This window comes from Pseudomonas sp. YH-1 (assembly GCF_051990045.1).
In the GTDB taxonomy this organism is placed as follows: Bacteria; Pseudomonadota; Gammaproteobacteria; order Pseudomonadales; family Pseudomonadaceae; genus Pseudomonas; species Pseudomonas nicosulfuronedens.
Window position 1 is genome coordinate 2,413,111 of the sequence record NZ_CP178184.1, and the last position, 22,534, is coordinate 2,435,644.

General features: G+C 66.7%; 12 protein-coding genes. 10 read left to right on the forward strand and 2 right to left on the reverse strand.

Annotation, left to right across the window (positions count from 1 at the left end; genetic code table 11):
* Nucleotides 1-134: 134 nt before the first annotated feature.
* Entirely contained in the window at nucleotides 135-1,337 is a 1,203-nt protein-coding gene (locus ACKI1H_RS11425) for an MFS transporter (protein WP_440468382.1), read from the forward strand.
* A gap of 35 nt (nucleotides 1,338-1,372) precedes the next feature.
* On the opposite strand, the gene ACKI1H_RS11430 is transcribed toward ACKI1H_RS11425, so the two are convergent.
* Nucleotides 1,373-1,990: a glutathione S-transferase family protein gene (locus ACKI1H_RS11430; protein WP_138521452.1), complete on the reverse strand. Its 618-nt coding sequence runs from the start codon at nucleotides 1,988-1,990 to the stop codon at nucleotides 1,373-1,375.
* Between the two features lie 128 nt (nucleotides 1,991-2,118).
* Between ACKI1H_RS11430 and ACKI1H_RS11435 the strand changes: the two genes are divergently transcribed.
* A complete protein-coding gene (locus tag ACKI1H_RS11435; protein WP_138521454.1) occupies nucleotides 2,119-3,009 on the forward strand; it encodes a LysR substrate-binding domain-containing protein in 891 nt (296 codons plus the stop codon).
* A 42-nt stretch (nucleotides 3,010-3,051) separates the two neighbouring features.
* On the opposite strand, the gene ppk2 is transcribed toward ACKI1H_RS11435, so the two are convergent.
* On the reverse strand, nucleotides 3,052-3,870 hold the full coding sequence (gene ppk2, locus ACKI1H_RS11440; protein ID WP_138521456.1) for a polyphosphate kinase 2: 819 nt from the start codon (nucleotides 3,868-3,870) through the stop codon (nucleotides 3,052-3,054).
* A gap of 242 nt (nucleotides 3,871-4,112) precedes the next feature.
* On the opposite strand from ppk2, the gene ACKI1H_RS11445 reads away from it, so the two are divergent.
* The 8 genes from ACKI1H_RS11445 (at nucleotide 4,113) to ACKI1H_RS11480 (ending at nucleotide 22,449) form a co-directional block, all read left to right on the forward strand.
* Nucleotides 4,113-4,943, forward strand: a complete 831-nt coding sequence (locus ACKI1H_RS11445; RefSeq protein ID WP_440468383.1) for a VirK/YbjX family protein — start codon at nucleotides 4,113-4,115, stop codon at nucleotides 4,941-4,943.
* Between the two features lie 101 nt (nucleotides 4,944-5,044).
* On the forward strand, nucleotides 5,045-8,512 hold the full coding sequence (gene recC, locus ACKI1H_RS11450; protein WP_440468384.1) for an exodeoxyribonuclease V subunit gamma: 3,468 nt from the start codon (nucleotides 5,045-5,047) through the stop codon (nucleotides 8,510-8,512).
* Nucleotides 8,509-12,183 (forward strand): exodeoxyribonuclease V subunit beta, encoded by a 3,675-nt coding sequence (recB, locus tag ACKI1H_RS11455; protein ID WP_440468385.1) that lies wholly within the window; start codon nucleotides 8,509-8,511, stop codon nucleotides 12,181-12,183. The genes recC and recB overlap by 4 nt, the downstream gene beginning before the upstream one ends.
* Entirely contained in the window at nucleotides 12,180-14,204 is a 2,025-nt protein-coding gene (recD, locus tag ACKI1H_RS11460; RefSeq protein WP_440468386.1) for an exodeoxyribonuclease V subunit alpha, read from the forward strand. Before recB ends, recD begins: the two co-directional genes overlap by 4 nt.
* Nucleotides 14,205-14,305: 101 nt before the next feature.
* Nucleotides 14,306-17,149 carry an ATP-binding protein gene (locus ACKI1H_RS11465; RefSeq protein WP_280054575.1) on the forward strand — a complete coding sequence of 948 codons (2,844 nt, stop codon included), beginning with the start codon at nucleotides 14,306-14,308 and terminating at the stop codon, nucleotides 17,147-17,149.
* The gene (locus tag ACKI1H_RS11470; RefSeq protein ID WP_138521468.1) at nucleotides 17,128-18,324 is read left to right on the forward strand and encodes an EAL domain-containing response regulator; all 1,197 of its coding nucleotides are present in this window, start codon (nucleotides 17,128-17,130) and stop codon (nucleotides 18,322-18,324) included. The genes ACKI1H_RS11465 and ACKI1H_RS11470 overlap by 22 nt, the downstream gene beginning before the upstream one ends.
* 142 nt (nucleotides 18,325-18,466) lie before the next feature.
* Nucleotides 18,467-21,706, forward strand: coding sequence for a response regulator (locus ACKI1H_RS11475; RefSeq protein ID WP_440468387.1), 3,240 nt, complete (start codon nucleotides 18,467-18,469; stop codon nucleotides 21,704-21,706).
* 92 nt (nucleotides 21,707-21,798) lie between these two features.
* Complete coding sequence (locus tag ACKI1H_RS11480) at nucleotides 21,799-22,449, forward strand: response regulator (protein ID WP_440468388.1); 651 nt, start codon at nucleotides 21,799-21,801, stop codon at nucleotides 22,447-22,449.
* Nucleotides 22,450-22,534: the final 85 nt, after the last annotated feature.

Below are 22,534 nucleotides of genomic sequence, written 5' to 3' on the forward strand. Positions count from 1 at the left end.
CGGCGCGCGGCAATGGAACAACTATAGGAGCATCGGCCGACGAGCAAGGTTCGGATTGGCAATCGGGGCGGAAATAGATAGCCTGCTTTCAATCGTCCCCGCACACGCTCCGCCACCCACCGTCAGGCCCGTCCATGAGCTCGTCCGAGCAGCGAACCGCCTCCGTCACCCTGCGCATCCTCGCGACCGTCTTCTTCACCTTTGTCCTGTTCCTGAGCATCGGCCTGCTGCTGCCGGTACTGCCCGGATTCGTTCATGAAGGCCTTGGCTACTCGACGGTGATCGCCGGCGCGGTGATCGGCCTGCAGTATATCGCCACGCTGCTGTCCCGCCCGCTGGCGGGCTACGTGGCCGACACCTACGGGGCCAAGCGTGCCGTGCTCCATGGCCTGGGCGTACTGGGCGTCGGCGGTGTGCTGGTGCTGGCATCCACCAGCTTCGAGTCCGTGACCTGGCTGAGCCTGACTCTGCTGCTCGGCAGCCGCCTGCTGTTCGGCCTGGCGCAGGGGCTGCTGGGGATCGGTACGGCGAGCTGGGGCATTGCGCTGGTGGGCACGCAGAACACTGCCAAGGTGATTTCCTGGAACGGCATCGTCAGCTACGGCGGCATCGCCATCGGAGCGCCGCTGGGCGTGACCATGTCGGCCTCGCTGGGCCTGTGGAGCCTGGGCATGAGCATCCTGGTGCTCACCGCGCTGGGCTGGCTGGCGGCCCGTGGCCGGGACGAGGTTCCGACTATTCCCGGCACGCGCATGGCTTTCCATGCCGTGCTCGGCCGCGTGCTGCCCTACGGAATGTGCGTGATGCTCGGCTCCATCGGCTTCGGCACCCTGGCGACCTTCATCACCCTCTATTACGGCAGCCAGGGCTGGGCGAACCCGGCCTGGTGCCTGACCGCCTTCGGCGTCTGCTTCGTCGGCGCTCGGCTGATCTTCTCGGGCATGGTCAACCGTTTCGGCGGTTTCGCCGTCGCGGTGGTCTGCCTGGGCGTGGAGGTCTTCGGCCTGCTGCTGCTCTGGCAGGCGCCGGGGCCGGGATTCGCGCTGCTGGGGGCGGCGCTTACCGGTTGTGGCCTGTCGCTGGTCTATCCGTCGCTGGGCGTCGAGGCGGTGCTACGCATCCCGGCCAGCAGCCGCAGCGCGGGGCTGGGTGCCTACGCACTGTTCTTCGACCTGGCAATGGGCGTCGCCGGCCCGCTGATGGGGCTGGTCGCCGCCCGCCACGGCTACGCGTCGATCTTCCTGGCCGCCGCCGGGTTGGCGCTCTGCGGCTTCGTCATCTGCTTCGGCTTGCTGCGTTTTACCAGACAGCAGCATGAAGAATTGCCCAAGGACTGAGTCTCCTACGGCCAATTGGGTGCCGTGCCAAGGGATCACACCGGCGGGAAAGCCTTGAACGCCTCCAGCGCTTCGGCCTGTTCCGCCCAGTCGTGCACCGCCGGGTAACTGTCCGCCGGGATGTCTTCGGAGTGCAGCAACTGCACAAAGGTCCAGGCCACTGCGATGCTCAGCCCGGCCTGATCCAGCGGCGCGCCGGCGTCCAGCGACATCTCGCGCAACTCGCCTTCCAGTTGCGCCAGGGCGGCGTGCAACTGCTGGTCGACCCGCTCCTGCCAGGTGGCGAGCTGCTTGTCGTCCGGCCGCTGCTGTTCGTAGTAGCGCTGCACTGCCTTCTCCATGACCGCCAGGGCCAGGCCCAGCAAGCGCGTGGCGCGTACCCGCGCGGCCGGCTCGGCGGGCATCAGGCTGCGTCCGGCCAGGTGTTCGAGGCAGTCGATGATCAGGGTGGAATCCATCAGCACCTGGCCGTCGCCCATTACCAGGGTTGGCGCCTTCACCACCGGGTTGATGCCGCGGAATTCCTCGTAGGTGCGGAATACCGACAGTGACTGGTGGCTGAACTCGATGCCGAGCAGGCGCAGGGTGATGGCGACGCGGCGCACGTAGGGCGAGTCGAGCATGCCGATCAGGTGCGGAAGCTTCTGTTGCATGGGCACATCCTGTTAGTGGAGATTGCATCGTGGCTGGCGCGGATCTTCGCGCAGTGGCCATGAATCTAGAGGCTTTTTCCGCCGGAAAATAGCGACGATTAGTGACCGATTTGGTTAGGAATACTTACATGAGTGCAGTGCCCCCGCTCTCCGCCCTGCGTAGTTTCGAGGCCGTTGCCCGGCTCGGCAGCGTGACGCTTGCCGCCAGTGAACTGCACGTCACGCATTCGGCCATCAGCCAGCAGGTGCGCCAGCTGGAGAGCCTCCTGGGCATCACTCTGCTGCAGCGCGAGGGCCGCGGGGTGCGCCTGAGCGAGGAAGGGCGCCTCTACGCCCTGCAGATTCGCGGGGCGCTGCGCGATATCGCCGAGGCGACCCGCCTGGCGAGGGCGCGTCCGGGCGAGGATGAGCTGGTAGTGGCGCTCACACCGTCGTTCGGCCAGAAGTGGTTGCTGCCACGCCTGCCGGGCTTTCGCGCGACTTATCCACAGTACCGTCTGCGCCTGCTCGCCAGTCTGGAAGTGATGGACCTGCGCCAGGGGCTGGCCGATGTGGCGATCCGCATCGGTCAGGGGCACTGGGAAGGGTTGGCGCAGGAGCGTCTGTTCGAGGATGAAATGGTGGTCGTTGGCGCGCCGGACTTCAACGGAGGGCGTCTGCCGCAGACTCCGGAGGAAATCCTCCGCTGCCCGCGCGTCACTGGTTTCGAGTCCTGGCTGGGCTGGTGCCAGGCGGCAGGCGTGGAGGTGCCGCAGGAGTCGGCGGAGTTCGTGGTGAACGACTCCAACCTGAGTATCGAGGCGGTGCGCTTGGGGCAGGGGATCGGCCTGGAACGCCGCAGCCTGGTGGCGGGGGCGCTGGAAAGCGGTGAACTGGTTGCCCTGAGCGATCTGCGCGTGCCCTACGGCTTCCCCTACTGGTTGGTCTGGCCCGAGCGCGAGGCGACCCAGGCCAAGGTGGCGGCCTTTGCCAGTTGGTTATCGGGGGAGGTGGACCGCTATCTGCAGGCAATCGCCTGAGCGACTGGATCCGGGGCCGGTGAGAGCCGGCCCCGGTTGGTATCAGAATTTTTCTTCGATGAAGTGGATCGGGTAATCGGGACTCTGGTACTTGCCGATCTTGCCGCGCTTGGGCAGCTTCACTTCCTCGCGCGGGAGCTCCTTGTAAGGCACGTGCTTGAGGATGTGACTGATGACATTCAGGCGCACGCGCTTCTTGTCCTCGGAGGGCGCGACGATCCAGGGCGCCCAGGGCGAGTCGGTGGCGGCGAACATCAGGTCGCGGGCGCGGGTGTACTCGTCCCAGCGGGTGAAGGACTTCACGTCCATCGGCGAGAGTTTCCAGATCTTGCGACCGTCAGTGATGCGGTCCTTCAGACGGCGTTCCTGCTCCTCGGGGCTGACCTCCAGCCAGAATTTCAGCAGGATGATTCCCGACTCGGTGAGCATGCGCTCGAACAGCGGGGTCACGGCGAGGAATTTGTCCGCCTGCTCCTCGGTGCAGAAGCCCATCACCCGCTCGACGCCGGCGCGGTTGTACCAGCTGCGGTCGAAGATCACCACCTCGCCGGCTGATGGCAGGTGGCGGATGTAACGCTGGGCGTAGAGCTGGGATTTCTCCCGCTCGGTCGGTGTGGGCAGCGCCACCACGCGGAACACCCGTGGGCTGACGCGCTCGGTGAGCGCCTTGATAGTGCCGCCTTTACCGGCGCCATCACGGCCCTCGAAGATGATGCAGACCTTCAGGCCCTTTTGAACCACCCATTGCTGCAGCTTGACCAGTTCCACGGACAGCTTGCGCAGGTGTTCCTCGTACTCGCTGTTCTTCATCTTGCCTTGCGGTTCTACAGCCTGATTCTTGGCTTTGCTCTTCTTGCCCATCTTGGTCTCCATGTCGGGGCGTTGGGATACCACTCCAGAGCATAGCGGTGGATTGCCATCGAGCATCTGCGAAAGCGAGCGGATATCCGTCGGACTTTGCTGCATGCCAATCGGAAATATCACTCAGCGGGGCGGCCGGGAGACCGATCCCCCGGCGGGAACTTCACGACCACACTGGCGCGCTTTTCATTTCGCGTGCGCAGGAGTGCGCCGCTTTCTCCCGCTCCGGACCCCTCAGACCCATGCGCTGGAAAACCATTCGCAAGACCGGCCAACGCGCGCTGGCAGCCACCCTGTTCCCCTACCTGCACTGGTGCTGGTCGCGCCGTATTCAGCTTATGCCGGTGCTGTCCGAGTCCTACCGGGACGGGTTGCCGCCCGCCCAGAAACACTGGCGAAAGTACCTGTGCCGCCACTGGAGCGTCCGGCGCCGGCTCGCTGCATTGCTGGAGCACTATTCACAGCTGGATTGCCTGCCTGGCGCCTGGAGAGAGAAGTTACTGGCCCTGGGGCCGGTGCACCTCAGCCTGGTTCCTCTGAAAAGCGGTGACGCGCTGGAAGTGCTGCTGGAGCCATCGGACTTCTACCGTGAGGGAGAGCTGGGCCTGTACCTGCGCAATGGTGACGGTGAGCGCTTGTACTCCCTGAGTTTCACCCTCGGAAAGAATGGTCAGCTGCTGATCGGTGGGCTGCAGGGGCCGCGCACGACAATGGACGAAGGCACCGTCAAATGGCTGGGCAAGGAAATGTTCGGCCTGCGGCCCAAGAGCCTGCTGCTCAGCGCTCTTTATACGCTGGGCGAGCAGATGGGCGGCCGGCAGCTACTGGGTATCAGTGACGCCGCGCATACCTGCTCGCACAAGCTCAAGTCCAGTTACGACGCCTTCTGGCTGGAAGCCCACGCCAAGCGGCACGACCGCCACTGGTATCGCCTGCCCAAGCGCGAACCGGTGCGCGACATCGCCGAGGTGAAGAGCCAGCGGCGCAGCGAGTTCCGCCGCCGCGAGGCACTGCGCGAGGAGATCGCCGAAGCCATCCGCAAAGCCTGGGAGCAAGGTGCCGTCGCCGCCTGAGCGGCGCTGTAAAAAACTGCCCCGCCAGCCCGCTTTTTTGGTGAAATGCCCGTCATCCCCGGCGGGCGCTCCCAGTTGCCCGCTCCGCACCAGGAGACACGATGAGCGAGCAGCGACTGACCCCCGGCCTGATGGTGATCCACGGCAACCATCCGGAAGCGCTGCGCGACCTGCTGGTGCAGTGGATGAGCCTGCACCCGCTGGCGCCGCTGGAGAACGAAGTCATCCTGGTGCAGAGCAACGGCATTGCCCAGTGGCTCAAGCTGGCGCTGGGGCGCGATGTGGAGGAGGGTGGCTGTGGTGTCACCGCCGCGCTGGACGTGCAACTGCCTGCGCAATTTCTCTGGCGTGCCTACCGTGGTGCGCTGGGCCGCGATGAAATCCCCGAGGTCTCGGTGCTCGACAAGGGCCCGCTGACCTGGCGCCTGATGCGCCTGCTGCCGACGCTGCTGGAGCGCGACGAGTTCGCCACCCTGCAACGCTTCCTCGCCGACGACGCCGACCTGCGCAAGCGCCACCAGCTGGCCGAGCGCCTGGCCGACCTGTTCGACCAGTACCAGGTCTACCGCGCCGACTGGCTGGAGGACTGGAGCCGTAGTGTCGATCAGTTGCGCCTGGCCAACGGCAGCGTACGCGAGCTGGACGCCGACAATCGCTGGCAGGCCGCCCTGTGGCGCTCGTTGCTCGAGGATGTCGGCCCCGAAGGTTTGGCCACCAGCCGCGCCGGCGTTCACGGGCGTTTCATCGCGAAACTGAAAAACGCCGAGAGCCTGCTGCCGAACCTGCCGCGCCGCGTGGTGGTGTTCGGCATCTCCGCCATGCCCGCGCAGACGGTGGAAGCCCTCGCCGTGCTGGCGCGCCATGCCCAGGTGCTGCTCTGCGTACACAACCCCTGTCGCCATCACTGGGCCGACATCGTGGCCGACAAGGACCTGCTGCGCCACGAGTACCGCCGCCAGCGCCGCCGCGCCGGCACCCCGGAGCTGCTCAGCGACGACCAGCAGCACCAGTACGCCCAGCCTTTGCTGGCCGCCTGGGGCAAGCAGGGGCGCGACTACATCAACCTGCTCGACCAGTACGACGATCCGGAAACCTACCGTGCGCGCCTGGGCGCGGTGAGCAATGGGCGCATCGACCTGTTCAGCGAAGTGGAACCGGGCAGCCTGCTCGGCCAGCTGCAGGACGATATCCTCGAATTGCGGCCGATCAACGAAACCCGCGAACACTGGCCGGCGGTCGACCCGAAGGCCGATGACTCGGTGCGCTTCCACGTCGCCCACAGCGCCCAGCGCGAAGTGGAAATCCTTCACGATCAGCTGCTTGCGCGCTTCGATGCCGACCCTACGTTGCGCCCGCGCGACGTGATCGTCATGGTCCCGGACATCAACCCCTACGCGCCGCACATCGAAGCCGTGTTCGGCCAGATCGCGCGCGACGACAGACGCTTCATCCCCTACACACTGGCTGACCAGGGCCAGCGCGGCCGCGAGCCGCTGCTGGTGGCGCTGGAACACTTGCTGCGGCTGCCCGACAGCCGTTTTGCGGTGAGCGAAATCCTCGACCTGCTGGACGTCGCCGCCGTGCGTGCCCGCTTCGGCCTGGCCGACGCCGACCTGCCGCTGCTGCGCCGCTGGATCGACGGTGCCGGTGTGCGCTGGGGGCTCGACGGCCAGCAGCGCGAACGCCTCGGGCTGCCGGCAGCCGCCGAAGCCAATAGCTGGCGCTTCGGCCTGCGGCGCATGCTGCTGGGCTTCGCGGTAGGCGAGGGCGAAGCCTTCCAGGGCATCCAGCCTTATGCGGAAATCGGCGGGCTCGACGCCGCCGCCCTCGGTCCACTGGCCGGGCTGCTTGGTGCGCTGGAGAACGCCTGCGACCTGCTCGCCGAGGAAGCCGATGCGGCGACCTGGGTGCAGCGCCTGCGCAGCCTGCTGGAAGACTTCTTCCGGGTCACCGACGACCACGACGAACTGCTTCGCCAGCAACTGCTGAACCTGCTCGAAGGCTGGCTGGAAACCTGCGGCTACGCGGGCTTCACTGACCCGCTGCCGCTCTCGGTAGTGCGCGAGGCCTGGCTCGGCGGCCTGGATGCCGGCGGCCTGAACCAGCGCTTCCTGGCCGGCGCGGTGAGCTTCTGCACCCTGATGCCGATGCGTGCGATTCCCTTCCAGCTGGTCTGCCTGCTGGGCATGAACGACGGCGACTACCCACGCCCGCAATCGCCGCTGGACTTCGACCTGATGCGCAATGACTACCGCCCCGGCGACCGTTCGCGCCGCGAGGACGACCGCTATCTGCTGCTCGAAGCGCTGCTCTCGGCGCGCCGCCAGCTCTACGTCAGCTGGGTTGGCCGAAGCATCCGCGACAACAGCGAGCGCCCGCCGTCCGTGCTGGTCGGCCAGCTGCGCGACCACCTCGCCGCCGGCTGGCACGGCGCCAACGGCAGCGACCTGTTGCACGGGCTGACCCTGGAACACCCGCTGCAGCCATTCAGCCGCGCGTACTTCGCTGCGCCTTCCGGGCAGGGCATCGACGGCCTCTACACCTATGCTCGCGAATGGCGCGACGTGCACCGTGAGCACGACGATGAGACGAACGACGCGCCGCTGTCGCCGCTGGTGCTGGACGCCCCCATCGGCCTGCGCGTGCTCTCGGACTTCCTCGCCAACCCGGTCGGCGCCTTCTTCCTGCAACGCCTGAAGGTGCGCTTCGGCGAGGAGCAACTGACTGGCCAGGACGAAGAGCCCTTCGAGCTGAACGGCCTGGACGTCTGGCAATTGCAGTTCGAACTCTGCGAACGCCTGCGACCCTGGGTGGAGCAGCATTGGCAGGATGAGCAGCTAGCTGTGCAACTGACCGGCCAAGTGGAGCGCCTGCGCCGCGAGGGCCGGCTGCCGTTGGCGGCCTTCGGTGACTTCTCCGCCCAGGCGCTGGTGGCGCCGCTGCACGACCTGTTGGCCCGCTACCGTGAGCAACTGGAGCATTGGTCGCAGGTGGAAGACGAACAGCGCGAGCTCCACCATGAGCATGCCGGCATCGAACTGGCCGACTGGCTCGGTGGTTTGCGCCGCAATGCCGACGGCCAGCTCGCCAGCCTGCAGCTGGTCAGCGGCAAGCTGCATGAAGGCAAGGGCTACAAATGGCATGGGCTGGTGCGCCCGTGGGTGCGCCACCTCGCGCTGCAACTGTGTGGTGAGCCGGTGACCAGCGTGCTGGTCGGCCTGACCGGCACCCTGGAATTCCCGCCGCTGCCGGCGCAGGAGGCACGTGCCGAGCTGGATGCGCTGCTGGATGCCTGGTTCCAGGGCATGAGCCGCCCGCTGCCGGTCGCCTGCAAGGCGGCTTTCGCCTGGCTGGCCGCCGGAGAGGACGAAGAGCGTGCCGCCCGTGAAGCCGCCAAGCGCTACGACGGCGGCTTCAACCTGAGCGGCGAGGCGGCGTCTTCGGCAGCGCTGGCGCGGGTCTACCCCGATTTCGCCGCGCTCAACGCCAGCGAGGAATTCGCCGCCTGGGCCGAGGCCTTGTACGGGCCGTTGTTTGCGATTCTGCAGCGCAAGGAGGAGGCCGTATGAGCGCCGTCGAGCTCAATCCCCTCGACTTCCCGCTGCACGGCAGCCGGTTGATCGAGGCCAGCGCCGGCACCGGCAAGACCTTCACCATCGCCTTGCTCTACGTGCGTCTGGTCCTCGACCACGGTGGCGAGCAGGCTGCGTTCGGCCGGCCGCTGAGCCCGCCGGAAATCCTCGTGGTGACCTTCACCGAAGCCGCGACCCAGGAACTGCGCGAGCGTATCCGTGCGCGCCTGGGCGAGGCTGCGCGCTGCTTCGCCGAGCCCGAGCAGAAGCACGACGGTCTGCTGGTGAAGCTGCGCGACAGCTACGCCGCCCAGCGCTGGCCCGGCTGCGCACGCCTGCTGCGTCTGGCCGCCGAATGGATGGACGAGGCCGCGGTCTCCACCATCCACAGCTGGTGCTACCGCATGCTGCGCGAGCACGCCTTCGACAGCGGCAGCCTGTTCACCCAGGACCTCGCCGCCGACCAGAGCGAGCTGCTCGCCGAAGCCGTGCGCGACTACTGGCGACGCAACTTCTACCCGCTGGGAGTGGCGGCGGCCAACGCTGTGCGCCATTGCTACGCCGGCCCCGAAGCACTCGCCCGCGCCCTGCAACCGCTGCTGGCGGCGCAGGAGGCCGGCTTCCGCTACGCCGACCAGCCGCTCAGCGCACCGGTTTCGCTCAGCGAACTGCTGGAAACCACCGGCCAGTTCTACGACGAACTCGATGCCGCCGAGAGCCGCGCCCGTGAAGCCTGGGCGGCGGATCGCGAGGGTGTCGCCGAGCTGCTGCGCAGCCTGCGCGGCGATCTGAACGGCAACAGCTACCGCGGCAAGGATGACGATGCCGTCTTTGCCAGCTGGATCGAGGCATTGGATGCCTGGAGCGAAGGCGCCGATGCGCCGGACAACCTGGCCAAGTTCGGCCAGACGCGGATCAAGGTGAAGGCCAAGGCCGTGGTGCCGGAGCACCCCGCACTGCAGGCCATCGACGCCTGGGTCGAGCGTGCCGAGCAACGCCCGGAGATCGCCCCGCAACTGTTGCTGCACGCCCTGGGCGAAGTGCGGCTCAACCTGGAAGTGGAGAAACAGAAGCGCGCCGAACTGGGCTTCGACGACCTGCTGGTGCGCCTTGATCGCGCGCTGGCCGGCAGCGCTGGCGAACGCCTGGCCGAGCGCATCCGTGAGCAGTTCCCGGTGGCGCTGATCGACGAATTCCAGGACACCGACCCGCTGCAGTACCGCATCTTCGAGCGCGTCTACCGCATCGGCGAGAACCCGCGGAGCCTCGGACTCTTCATGATCGGCGACCCCAAGCAGGCGATCTACGCCTTCCGTGGCGCCGACATCCACACCTACCTGCGCGCCCGTGCCGCCACCGCCGGGCGGCACTACACGCTGGGCACCAACTACCGTTCCACGCAGGCGATGGTCAACGCCGCCAACCGCTGTTTCCTGTTCGCCGAAGGCCATCAGCGCGGCGCCTTCCGCTTCGCTGTGGAAGGGCAGGAGAACCCCGTGCCCTTCCTCGAGGTGGGCGCGCGTGGCCGTGACGAAACGCTGCTGCTCGAAGGCAGCGAAGCGCCGGCCATGACCTTCTGGCAACTGGATAACGACGGCCAGGTCTGTGGCTCCACGCTGTACCGCCAGCAGATGGCCGAGCGCAGCGCCAGTGCCATCCAGCGCTGGCTGAGCTCCGCACAGAGCGGTTTCCGCGACGCCGATGGCCAGTGGCGCGCGTTGCGTCCGGCGGACATCGCCATCCTCGTGCGCGGTCGCAGCGAAGCCGAAGCCGTGCGCGGCGAACTGGCGAAACGCCGGCTCGCCAGTGTCTACCTGTCCGACCGTGACTCGGTGTTCGACAGCCCCGAGGCCGTCGACCTGCTGCACTGGCTACGCGCCTGCGCCGACCCCGGCGACGATGGCGCACTGCGCATCGCCCTGGCCACCCGCAGCCTGGCGCTGGACTGGGCGACCCTGGAGCGGCTGAACCAGGACGAGCGCTTCTGGGAAGACATGGTATTGCGCTTCCGCGACTACCGCGTGCTCTGGCAACAGCAGGGCGTGCTGCCGATGCTGCGCCGCCTGCTCGCCGACTTCGCCCTGCCGGCGCGCCTGCTGCGCGAAACCGATGGCGAACGCAGCCTGACCAACCTGCTGCACCTGGCCGAGTGGCTGCAGCGCGAAGCCGTGGAGCTGGACGGCGAACATGCCCTGCTACGGGGGCTCGCCGAACAGCTGGAGAACCCTTCCAGCGAAGAAATCCTGCGCCTGGAAAGCGACGCCGACCTGATCAAGGTGGTGACCATCCACAAGTCCAAGGGCCTGGAATACCCGCTGGTGCTGCTGCCCTTCATCTGCACCTGGCGCGAGCTGGACGGCAAGAGTGGCACGCCGCCGAGCTTCCAGTCCGGCGAGTCGCGGGTGGTTGAACTGTCCCGCGACAAGGAGCTGGCCAGGGCCGCCTTCCAGCTGGCCAACGACGAGCGCCTGAGCGAGGACATGCGCCTGCTCTACGTGGCCCTGACCCGTGCGCGCCACGCCGTGTGGCTGGGCATGGCGCCGCTGGCGATGAGCAACAGCAAGAACCCCGAGTTGCACAAGGGCGCCATGGGCTACCTGCTCGGCGGCGGTAACGCGCTGGGTGTCGAGGAGGTGGTCGCACGGCTGGGCGAATTGCAGGCCGGCCACGCGGAAATCGCCCTGGAGCCGGCGCCGGAAGTCGGCACCGAGCTCTTCGTTGGCCAGCAGGCCGGCGACCTGGGCGCGGCCCGCGAACCGCGCCGCCGGGTGGCGGAAAAATGGTGGATCGCCAGCTACTCCGCGCTGGCGACGCTGGCCACCGAGGACGACAGTGACATCGCTCCCGCACCGGCCGCCGACGAACCCATCAGCGCCGGCGAAGACCTGCTGCGCGAGAGTAGCCTGGAAGAACACCGCGAACTGGAGGCCGTGCCTGCACCCTTCAGCCTGCATGCCTTCCCGCGTGGAGCGAACCCCGGCAGCTTCCTCCACGGCCTGCTGGAGTGGGCTGCCGACGAAGGCTTCGACGCCGACGAAGAGCAGCTACGCGACCAGATCGCCCGGCGATGTGCAGTGCGTGGCTGGGAAGAGTGGATCGAGCCGCTGACCGGCTGGCTCGGGCAGTACCTGCGTACGGCATTCCATGTGCCTGATGCGGCGCCGGTCAGCCTTGGCGGGTTGACCACTTTCCAGAAGGAAATGGAGTTCTGGTTCTCCACCCGCAATGTCGACAGCCAGCTCCTGGACGCCGCCGTGATCCGCCACACCCTCGGTGGCGTGGCGCGTCCGACACTGCAGGCCAACCTGCTCAACGGCATGCTCAAGGGTTTCATCGACCTGGTGTTCGAGCACGAGGGCCGCTACTACGTGGCGGACTACAAATCCAACTGGCTGGGCGCCGACGACGAGGCCTACACGCAAGGTGCGCTGCGTGAAGCGCTGCTGGAGCACCGCTACGACCTGCAGTACGCGCTCTACCTGTTCGCTCTGCACCGATTGTTGCAGGCGCGCCTGCCCGACTATGACTACGACCGCCATATCGGAGGCGCGATGTACCTGTTCCTGCGCGGCAGTTCCTCGGCAACCCAGGGCATGTACCTGGAGCGCCCACCGAAGGCGCTGATGGACGAGCTGGACAGCCTGTTCCGCGCGGAGGTGCCGGCATGAAGAGCCCCGCTCAGATGCTCGAACTGATCGGCCGCTGGGCCGAACGTGGCTGGCTGCGCGAGCTAGACCGCGCCTTTGCGATCTTCCTCGTCGAGCGCGCGGCGGACGCCAACCCGCTGCTGATCCTTGCCGCCGCCCTGGCCAGCCACCAGCTCGGCCGTGGGCATGTCTGCCTCGACCTGGAAGCGACCCTGGCTGACAGCCGCTTCGCCCTGTCGTTGCCCCCTGAAGGCGACTCGGCCAAGGATGCGCCGGAGCTGCCCGGCGTGCTGCTGGACGGCATCGATCTCGACGCCTGGCGGGGCGTGCTCAACGATCCGCGCCTGGTCAGCGACGGGCCCGGCGAGACGCCGCTGGTACTGGCCGGCCGCCGTCTCTATTTACGCCGCTACTGGCAGTACGAGCGCGAAGTGCGTGCCGGTATCGATCAGCGGCTGCAACAGGGCGATGCGCTGCGTGCCGCGTTGCCCGCTGCCCAGTTGCGCCAGGCGCTGGATGCACTGTTCCCGAAGAAACCCGGCGCGCCGGCGGACTGGCAGAAGCTCGCCTGCGCGCTGGTTGCCGGCAACGCTTTCGGCATCGTCACTGGCGGCCCCGGCACCGGCAAGACGACCACCGTGGTGAAACTGCTCGCCCTGCTGCAAAGCCTGGCGCTGGGGGAGGGCGGGCGACCACTGCGTATCCGCCTCGCTGCGCCCACCGGCAAGGCAGCCGCGCGCCTGAACGAATCCATCGCCGGTGCGGTGCAGCGCCTTGATCTCGCGGGGCTGGCCAACGGCGAGGCCGCGCGCGCGGCGATCCCAACCGAAGTCACCACACTGCACCGCCTGCTCGGCAGCCGCCCGGACAGCCGTCAGTTCCGTCACCACGCCGGCAACCCGTTGGCGCTGGAGCTGCTGGTGGTGGATGAAGCCTCGATGGTCGACCTGGAAATGATGGCCTCGCTGCTTGCCGCGTTGCCGCCGCGCGCACGCCTGATCCTGCTCGGCGACAAGGACCAGTTGGCCTCGGTGGAAGCCGGCGCGGTGCTCGGCGAGCTGTGCAGCCGTGCCCGCGAAGGGCACTACCGCCCGCTTACCCGCGACTGGCTGGAGGCGGTGACCGGCGAACAGATCGACCCTGCGCTGCTGGACGCTGCCGGCAGCGACCTCGACCAGGCTGTGGCCATGCTCCGTCACAGTCACCGCTTCAGCGCCGACAGTGGCATCGGCCAATTGGCCGATGCGGTCAATGGCGGCGATATCCCGGCCCTGCGCCAGGTCTGGAAAGCACAGCATGAAGACCTTGCCCGCATCGTCGTGGACGCCCAGGAGACTCGTAGCCTGCGTGATCTGGTGATCGATGGCGGGCGCGGCGGTGACCTGTTCGGTCCGGTTGGTTACGCCCACTACCTGCGCGTGGTCAGCGGCTCGCGTCCGGCGGACAACGCCGGTCAGGCCGAGTTGGATGCCTGGGCGCGAAAGGTGCTGGAAGCCCATGGGCAGTTCCAGTTGCTCTGCGCATTGCGGCGCGGACCCTGGGGGGTGGAAGGGTTGAACACCCTGATCGGCGAGTTGCTGCAACGCGAGGGACTGATCCCCACTGCGAATGGCTGGTTCGCTGGGCGCCCGGTACTGGTTACCCGTAATGACTATGGCCTGGGGTTGATGAACGGCGACATCGGCATCACCCTGGCGCTGCCGCAGTCGGCCGACGACGGCTCGGTACGCTGGGTGGCGCGGGTGGCCTTCCCGGCGGGCGACGGCACCGACGCCATTCGCTGGATCCTGCCCAGCCGATTGCAGGCGGTGGAAACGGTGTTCGCCATGACCGTACACAAGTCCCAGGGTTCGGAGTTCACCCACGCTGCGCTCCTGCTGCCCGACAGCCTCAACCCCATTCTCACCCGCGAGCTGGTCTACACCGGCATCACCCGCGCACGGAAATGGTTCACCCTGGCCAGCGCCGGGCGCGGCTGGCAGGTACTGGAGGCCGCGACCGAGCGGCGCGTGCAGCGCGCCAGCGGCTTGCTGGATGGCTGATGCCCCGGCACGGCAGGCGCCGTTGCGCGGTTGCTCGCGTTTCCACACTTTTTAGATTTGTCTGATGTCCCATCGGTCAGCTTTTCGCCAGGCTGGCGGGCATGAAACTCAAGCAGTTCCTTCGCCCCCAGGATTCGTCCTTTTCCACCCCGAAGGCGGCCCGAAAGCTCCTTCGTATGCTGGCCTGGGTGGTGATCGCCTGCCTGTTCTTCACTCTCAGCCTGTTCCTCGCTGCGACCGTCAACAGTGAGGTGTCGCAACTGCGCCGGCAGATGAATGCCGCGATGTACGAGGCCCAGGACTACCTCGGTCAGCGGGAGCTGCTGCTGGAGCACATCAGCCGCGGTGTGACCTGGAAAGTCCGCGAGCCGCTGGTCCAGTGGCGCCAGCTGGGCGTGCCGGTGCCGCCCCACGAGCAGGTATTCGTGACGCTGGGCGAACCCGGTTCCGGCTGGAGCCTGGCGCTGTCCGGGCGCGACTTGTCGGAGATGGAATCCAAGCGGCTGAACCTGATTTATGTCTCTTCCGCGCCGGAGCGCTCCGTCACCCGGCTATATGGGGCGCCGGCGCTCAATGCGGTGGTCCCTCCGTCGGTGCTGGAGGCGCTGGGACAACCGGGGACGCCGAAAGAGGAGCAGCAGGTCCGCTGGCTCGCTGACCCGACCGACCCGCAGGCCAGGCAATACCTGTTCACCCGCGTGACCAGCGAGCAGGACAACGGCTGGCTGGGGCTGGAGCTGTTCGGCGCCGACCTCGCCGCTGCGTTCGGCGTGCCCGAGGCGGGCCGTTTCCTGCTGCTGGATCACGAACATCGTGCTGTTCTCGGCAGTGCGGTGACGCCGCAACTCGGCCTGCAGTTCAGCGACTTGTGGGACGGCGACAACTTCGCCTTCAGTGGTCCCGGCCTGCTGCCAAGCCACCTGGCGTTGCTCAAGCATCTGGGTAGCTCCGACTGGTCACTGATCTACTACTTCAATCTTGCCGACCTTCTGCTGCCGATATGGCCCAGGCTGTTCGCCTCCCTGGCTTTCTTGCTGGTCTGCTCGCTGCTGATCTGGGGCATGTGCCGGCGCATCAATCGGCGCCTGATCGAGCCAGCGCAGCACCGGCTCAATGCTCTGGTGGAGAACGAAGGCTTTTCCCGCGCCATGATCCAGACGGCGCCAGTAGCACTCTGTGTACTGCGCCGCAACGACGCCGAGGTGGTGCTGGAAAACCGCCTGGCCCAGCAATGGCTGGGCAGTGGCGATGAGCGGCGCTACTGGAGCCACGGCTGGCTGGAGCGGGGTTTCAGCAGTGGTGAGGCAGGTGGTTCGGAGGAAGTGGAAACCCATACTGGGCGGCACCTGTACCTGAGCTACACACCGACCCGCTACAAGGGCGAGGAGGTGCTGTGCTGCGCCTTCAGCGATATCAGCGCGCGCAAGCAGACCGAGGCGGCACTGGCCGAAGCCAAGCACCTGTCGGACACCGCCAACGAGGCCAAGACCCTGTTCCTGGCAACCATGAGCCACGAGATCCGCACGCCGCTCTACGGGGTGCTTGGCACCCTCGAGCTGCTCGGCCGTACGGCACTGGATCACCAGCAGTCGGGCTATCTGCGCGCCATCCAGCGCTCGTCCTCGACCCTGCTGCAACTGATCAGCGATGTGCTCGATGTGTCGAAGATCGAAGTCGGCCAGTTGGGCCTGGAACCGGAAGAGTTCTCGCCGCTGGAGCTGACCCTGGACACGGTCCAGTCCTATGCTGCCAGCGCCCGCGCCAAGGGCTTGCAGATCTATGCCTGCTGCGATTCGCAGATGCCCGAGCGGATGCTGGGCGATGCCACGCGCATCCGCCAGATTCTCAACAACCTGCTGAGCAACGCCGTGAAGTTCACCGACAGCGGCCGCATCGTCCTGCGCGTCCGTGCCGAACATGGCGCGGATTGGCACGACATCGTGCACTGGCAGGTGGCTGACACCGGCGTCGGTATCCCTGAGGATCAGCAGGAGCATCTCTTCGATGCCTTCTACCAGGTGTCGGGGCATGCCCGCGTGGCGGGTGGAACGGGCTTGGGCCTGTCGATCTGCAAGCGGCTCACCGAATTGATGAACGGCCAGTTGCGGGTGGTCAGCGATGTCGGCCTGGGCAGCAGCTTCTCGCTGAGCCTGCCGCTGCAGTGTGTGGACCGCCGTTCATCCACCCCGCCGCTGCGCGACTCGCTGGTGTGGGTGCATGCACCGACCCGTGAGCTGGCCCAGAGTCTCTGTGGCTGGATCGAGCGCTGGGGCGCCCGGGCGCAAATGGCCAGCACCGAGCAGACTTTCGAAGAAGACAGCACCGGGGTGCTGGTGGATCTGCGCTTCAATCCCAGCGATCGCCGGCCGTTGCCCGCCTGGCAGGGGTGCCGGGTGGTGGTGTCGGACCTGGGGGGCGAACAGCCGCGCCAGGAAGGTTGCGACTGGCACGTCGGCCGCTACAACCTCGAGGGCCTGTGCCGTGCCGTGGCGGCGGCGCAGGGCTGCGTGGACAGCGACGCTTCGCGGCTGACCGACACGCTGCCGGACATCGGCCTGGGCCTGCGCATCCTGCTGGTGGAGGACAACCCGATCAACCAGTTGATCCTGCGCGACCAACTGGAAACCCTGGGCTGCCAGGTCGAGCTCGCCGCCGACGGCCGGCAGGCGCTGGCACGCTGGCAGCCGGAAGCCTTCGACGTGGTCCTGAGCGACGTCAACATGCCCCATCTCAACGGCTACCAGTTGGCCGCGGCCCTGCGCCAGCGCGGCTACCGCGGGCCGATCATCGGCGCCACCGCCAATGCCATGCACGAGGAAAACGAACGCTGCCTCGCCGCCGGCATGAATCTCTGCCTGCTCAAGCCGGTGGACCTGCGCACCCTGCGCCAATGCCTGATCAGTCTGCCCAAGGAGGTGCCGCCATGCGACGTCAGCGAATCCTGATCGTCGAGGATCAGCCCTTCCAGCGCGAGTACCTGCTCAACCTGTTCCGCGAGCAGGGCGTGGAGCACCTGCGGGCCGCCGAGGATGGCGCCGAGGCCCTGCGCTGGCTGGAGCAGGAGCGCTTCGACCTGGTTGTCAGTGACCTGATGATGCCTGGCCTGGACGGTGTGCAGCTGATCCAGAAACTGGCGGCGCTGGAGCAGCCTCCATTGCTGGCGATCATGAGCTCGGCTTCGCGCCGGTTGATGGGCAGCGCCTGCATGGTAGCGCGCGCCCACGGCATTACCGTGCTCGAGCAGATCGCCAAGCCGGCCCGCGCGCCGGTCATTCGCCGCCTCCTGGAGAAGCTCGTCTCGCGCCTGGAGCGCGAGGAACAGCGCGAAGCACCGGCCATCGCCGTGCCGACCCGCGAGGAGCTGCTGCAAGCCCTGGAACGCCGGGAGTTCCATGCCTGGTACCAGCCCAAGGCGTCGCTGATCGATGGCCGCATCGTCGCCGCCGAGGCCCTGGTGCGCTGGCAGCATCCGCAGCACGGTGTGCTCAGGCCCGGCAGTTTCATGGGCGCGCTGACTGCGGCGGGCCTGGACGAGGCGTTGCTCTGGGTGATTCTCGATCAGGCGTTGCAGGCCCAGGCCGACTGGGCGCAGCTGGGCTTTCGCCTCTCGGTGGCAGTCAACCTGCCGACCCACCTGCTGGATGATCCCGAGCTGCCCGATCGCCTGGCTGAGTTCGTCGCCGAGCGCGGTGGCGCACCGGCGCACATCGTCTTCGAACTGCTCGAATGCAGCAGCACGGCGACCCCGGCGAACTACTACGCCGGCACCTGCCGCCTGCGCATGAAGGGCTTCGGCCTGGCCCAGGATGACTTCGGCCAGGGCTACAGTTCGCTGTACAACCTGGTTTCCACCCCGTTCACCGAGCTGAAGATAGACCGCGCCCTGGTGCATGGCTGCGTGGATGACGAAGGCTTGGCGGCGGCGCTGGAGAGCATCGTCAAGCTGGGGCGGCAACTGGGACTGGAGGTGATTGCCGAAGGGGTCGAGCATCCCGATGAGCTGGCCTTGCTGCGCCGGCTCCGTTGTGACTGCGCCCAGGGCTATCTGTTCTCCAGGCCGGTGCCTCCGGAAGTGTTCACCCGGCAGCTGCTCCAGGAGCGGCCAGCCAAGGCTTATTGATTTACAGCAGGTCCGACGTCAATGCCCGGGCGAGCGTCGGCTCGCCGGGTGCGTTCGGCTCGCCTGAACCCGCACTCACATCTACAGTCTGCTGGTATCCGGCGGGCCTCCGCCGCCACTTTCGTGACACCGGATACTTCGCATGAAGGAACATGACAACGGCTCGATTCGAAAACTGGCCAGCACTTCGGTGCGCCTGAACGTTGTGCTGCTGTGTGCCGTTTCCCTCGCCCTGATGCTGGTGGGCGCTTTCTACTGGGCGCTCGGCCGGGTAGTGCAGGAAGAGCGCGACAAGGTGCATTTCCACTTCACCCGGCTGGTGGGGGACATCCACGAGCACGAGGCGTTTCTCAACCGCGTCGCCCAGCAGAGCGATGAGTCCACCCAGCGCCAGGACCTGGACGTGATTCCGTTGCAGCGGCGCATGCTGAGCCGTGAAAACGGCATGGAGATCCACGAGGGCCGGGAATTCTCCTTCGCCATGTCCTTCACCCTGGCACAGCTGATGCGTCCCAGCCCCCAGGAGCAGCCCGGGACCTTTTCCTTCGGCGTAATGCTGGCGAATTTCTACAGCAGCTACTGGAGCACCTCCTCCTTCCCTTCGCCGCAGGTCCTGGTACTCGACCTGCAGGGGGCCACCAGCCTCGCCGTGCCCTCGATCGGAAACTTCCGCGGACAACGGCCGCTGACCCGGGGCAACTACCTGCGGGTCATCGAGCGGGTGCGCAAGGCGCTGGAAGCGCGCTCGCCCAAACGCAGCGACACGCAGGTGCACTGGACGCAGGCGCAGCCATATACGGGCGGGTCGACTCGCGAGCTTCTGGCCTATGTCAGCCTCGACCTGCCCGATGCCCTATGGTGGGAGTCCGACCTGGACCGGCGCGTCGTCGCCGTGTCGCTGCTGGACCTGGGGCGTATCAATGATCTGGAACAGGTGCTTGATCGGCCTGTGTTCGACGAACTGGAACTGATCGCTCCGGACGGCCAGGTGCTGATCGACTTTCCTGGCGGCGAGAAGGATTACCAGGATGGCCTGAACTTCAGCGCCGACGGCCTGGTGTTCAAGGCTCGCAGCGAATTCAAGGGGGGCTGGACGGCGCTCTATCGCCTGAGCTATGCGAGCTTCTTCCGCTATGCCAAATGGCAATTCCTCGGCGGGCTGGTGCTGATTCTCGGTAGCCTCGCCGGTGGCTGGTTCGCCATTCGCTGGTACTCGCGGCGAGTGATCAAGCCTGCGCGCCGTGCGCATCTGGATATAGTGGAAAGCGATGCCTTCAGCCGTGCGGTGATCCAGACTGCCCCGGTGGCGCTCTGCGTGTTGCGTCATGGCAGCCACCAGGTCGTGATGCAGAACCGCCTGGCCGAGCAGTGGCTGGGCGACGCCGAGGCCATCACCCGCATCAGCCGTGACTGGGACCTGAGTGGCAGGATCGGCGAAGTGGATGGGGAGCTGGTTTTCGAGGTGGAGGGCCGGGCACTGCATGCGAGCTTCGCGCCGACCCGTTACCGGGGCGAGAACGTGGTGCTTTGCGCCTTCAATGACATCAGTGCGCACAAACAGGCGCAGCAGATGCTGGCCGACGCCAAGCTCTCGGCGGATGCCGCCAGCGAGGCGAAGTCGGTGTTCCTGGCCACCATGAGCCATGAGATCCGCACGCCACTCTATGGTGTGCTGGGGACCCTGGAACTGCTCGGGCTGACCGAGCTGACCCGCCAGCAGCGCGATTACCTCGCCACCATTCAACGCTCGTCCTCGACTCTGTTGCAGCTGATCAGCGACATCCTCGACGTGTCCAAGATCGAGGCCGGGCAGATGGCCCTGGAGGCGACGGAGTTCAACCCGCTGGAGCTGGCCGAAGACGTCGTCGCCGGCTACGCCGGAGTGGCCGAGGGCAAGGAGCTGCAGCTCTATGCCTGCATCGAGGCGAACGTGCCTGGGTTGGTGCGAGGCGATGCCGCACGCATCCGGCAGATTCTCGCCAACCTGTTGAGCAATGCGCTGAAGTTCACCGATATCGGCCGTGTGGTGCTGCGCTTGCGTATCGTGGCTGACGAAGCGGGCGAGATGGCCTTGCAGTGGCAGGTGACGGATACCGGTATCGGCATGTCCGACATTCAGCAGCAGCGGTTGTTCGAGCCCTTCTACCAGGCCCATGGTCATGAGCACACGGTGAGCGGCACCGGGCTGGGCCTATCGATCTGTGCGCGACTGAGCCACTTGATGGGTGGCCAACTGCGCGTCGTGAGCGAGACCGGGCTGGGCAGCAGCTTCACCTTCACCCTGGCCCTGCCGGTGCTCGAACGCGTCCAGCCGCTGGCAGACGGTACATCGCTGTTGTCGCAGCCGGTGTATGTGCGGGCCCCGGTGAAGGAGCTGGCGCAGAACCTGGCTAGCTGGATCGATTGCTGGGGAGGATTGGCGATGGTCCAGGATGAGCTGCCGGCGGACATTCCCACCGGCGCGGTGCTGCTGGACCTGCTCGAATCCGGCGACGAGCCGGCGTGGAGCGGCCGGCGTGTCTGCGTCCTGGCCGATGCCGGTATTCAGCCGCTGGCGTCGGCTCAAGGATGGGAGGTCAGCCTCTACCACCTGGCCGGCATTGCCCAGACCCTGCGTCTGGCGCAGCAGGGCGGAGGTGGCGAGACTCGCCAGCCGCCGCGGGCATCCCGGCTGGGCAAGCTCGGCCTGCGGGTGCTGGTGGCCGAGGACAATCCGATCAACCAGGCGCTGCTCAAGGAGCAGCTCGAGGAGCTGGGCTGTCGTGTCACCCTCACCAGCAATGGCCGCGAGGCCTTGCAGCGCTGGGCGCCCGGCGCCTTCGATGCGCTGTTGACCGATGTGAACATGCCGGTGATGAATGGTTACGAGCTGGTGGGCGAACTGCGTCGACACGATAACTGGCTGCCGATCATCGGGGTTACCGCCAACGCGCTGCGCGAAGAGGGCGAGCGGTGCATGGCGGTGGGCATGAATGCCTGGTTGGTCAAGCCGATGAGCTTGCGCACCTTGCATGACGGCTTGCTCAAGGTCTGTGGCCACGCCCTGCCGGGCGAGGTGATCCACGCCGAGGGCCAGGATGAGGACCGGGCTTCGGTGGACGATCGCCTGGAAGTGTCGGAGAAAATGCGTGACCTGTTCCTGCGCACCATGCGTCAGGACATGCAGGGCGTCAGCCAGGCCCTGCAGGACAATGATCTGGCGACCGTTCGCCAGCACGTCCATCGCCTGCGCGGAGCCCTCGCAGTGGTTCGCGCCCACGGGCTGAGCGATGCCTGCGGGGCGGTGGAAGAGGCACTGCTGGCCCAGCCTGCCGGGCGGGAGCTGAGCGCAGCGGTGCACGCGTTGATGGGACGAATCGAGGCGGCCTTGGCCAGTCTCTGAGAGCTGCCCCCGATCCAGGGCTACTCTGAATGAAGGTCGTGCCCTTCCGGGGCCGGCCAACGAACGCAAATGTTGGGACTCAAGAAGAACTCATGGAAAAAGTCAGAGTGGTAGTAGCGGACGACCACCCCATCGTGCTGATGGGGGTTCGCGAGGTGATCGATCGGGATGATCGCTTCGAAGTGGTCGGCGAGGCGCACAACTCCAGCGAACTGGTCGCGTTGTACCGCGAACAGAGGCCTGCCATCGTCATCACCGACTACAACATGCCTGGTGACCAGACCTATGGCGATGGCATCAAGCTGATCGAGTTCCTGCTGCGCAACTTCCCCGATACGCGCATCCTGATCCTCACCATGCTGTCCAACCCGCTGATCCTCTCCAGCCTGTACGACCTGGGCGTTTCGGGGGTGATCCTGAAGAATGGCGACCTCAACGAGATCCTCGTGGCGCTCAAGGCGTTGTCCCAGGACCGCATCTACCGGGGGCCGGGCATGCAGTCCTCGAGCAGCGTGCTGTCCAGTAGGGACGATGTGGAGGGGCGCATCGCCAGCCTGTCGGTAAAGGAGTACGAGGTACTACGACACTTCGTGTCGGGGATGAGCGTGCGCGACATCGCGCTGCTGCTGAACCGCAGTGTGAAAACGGTGAGCGCGCAGAAGATCTCTGCCATGCGCAAGCTGGACGTGGATACCGACCAGGCGCTGCTGACGTTCTGCGTGATGGCCAATCTGTTCCAGTAAGCCCTGCGGCGTGCATTCCCCGCAGGAACGGGCCCTGTCCGCGATCGCCTGCAGGGTGCGCCCTCGCAGGCACGCTCCGTGACTT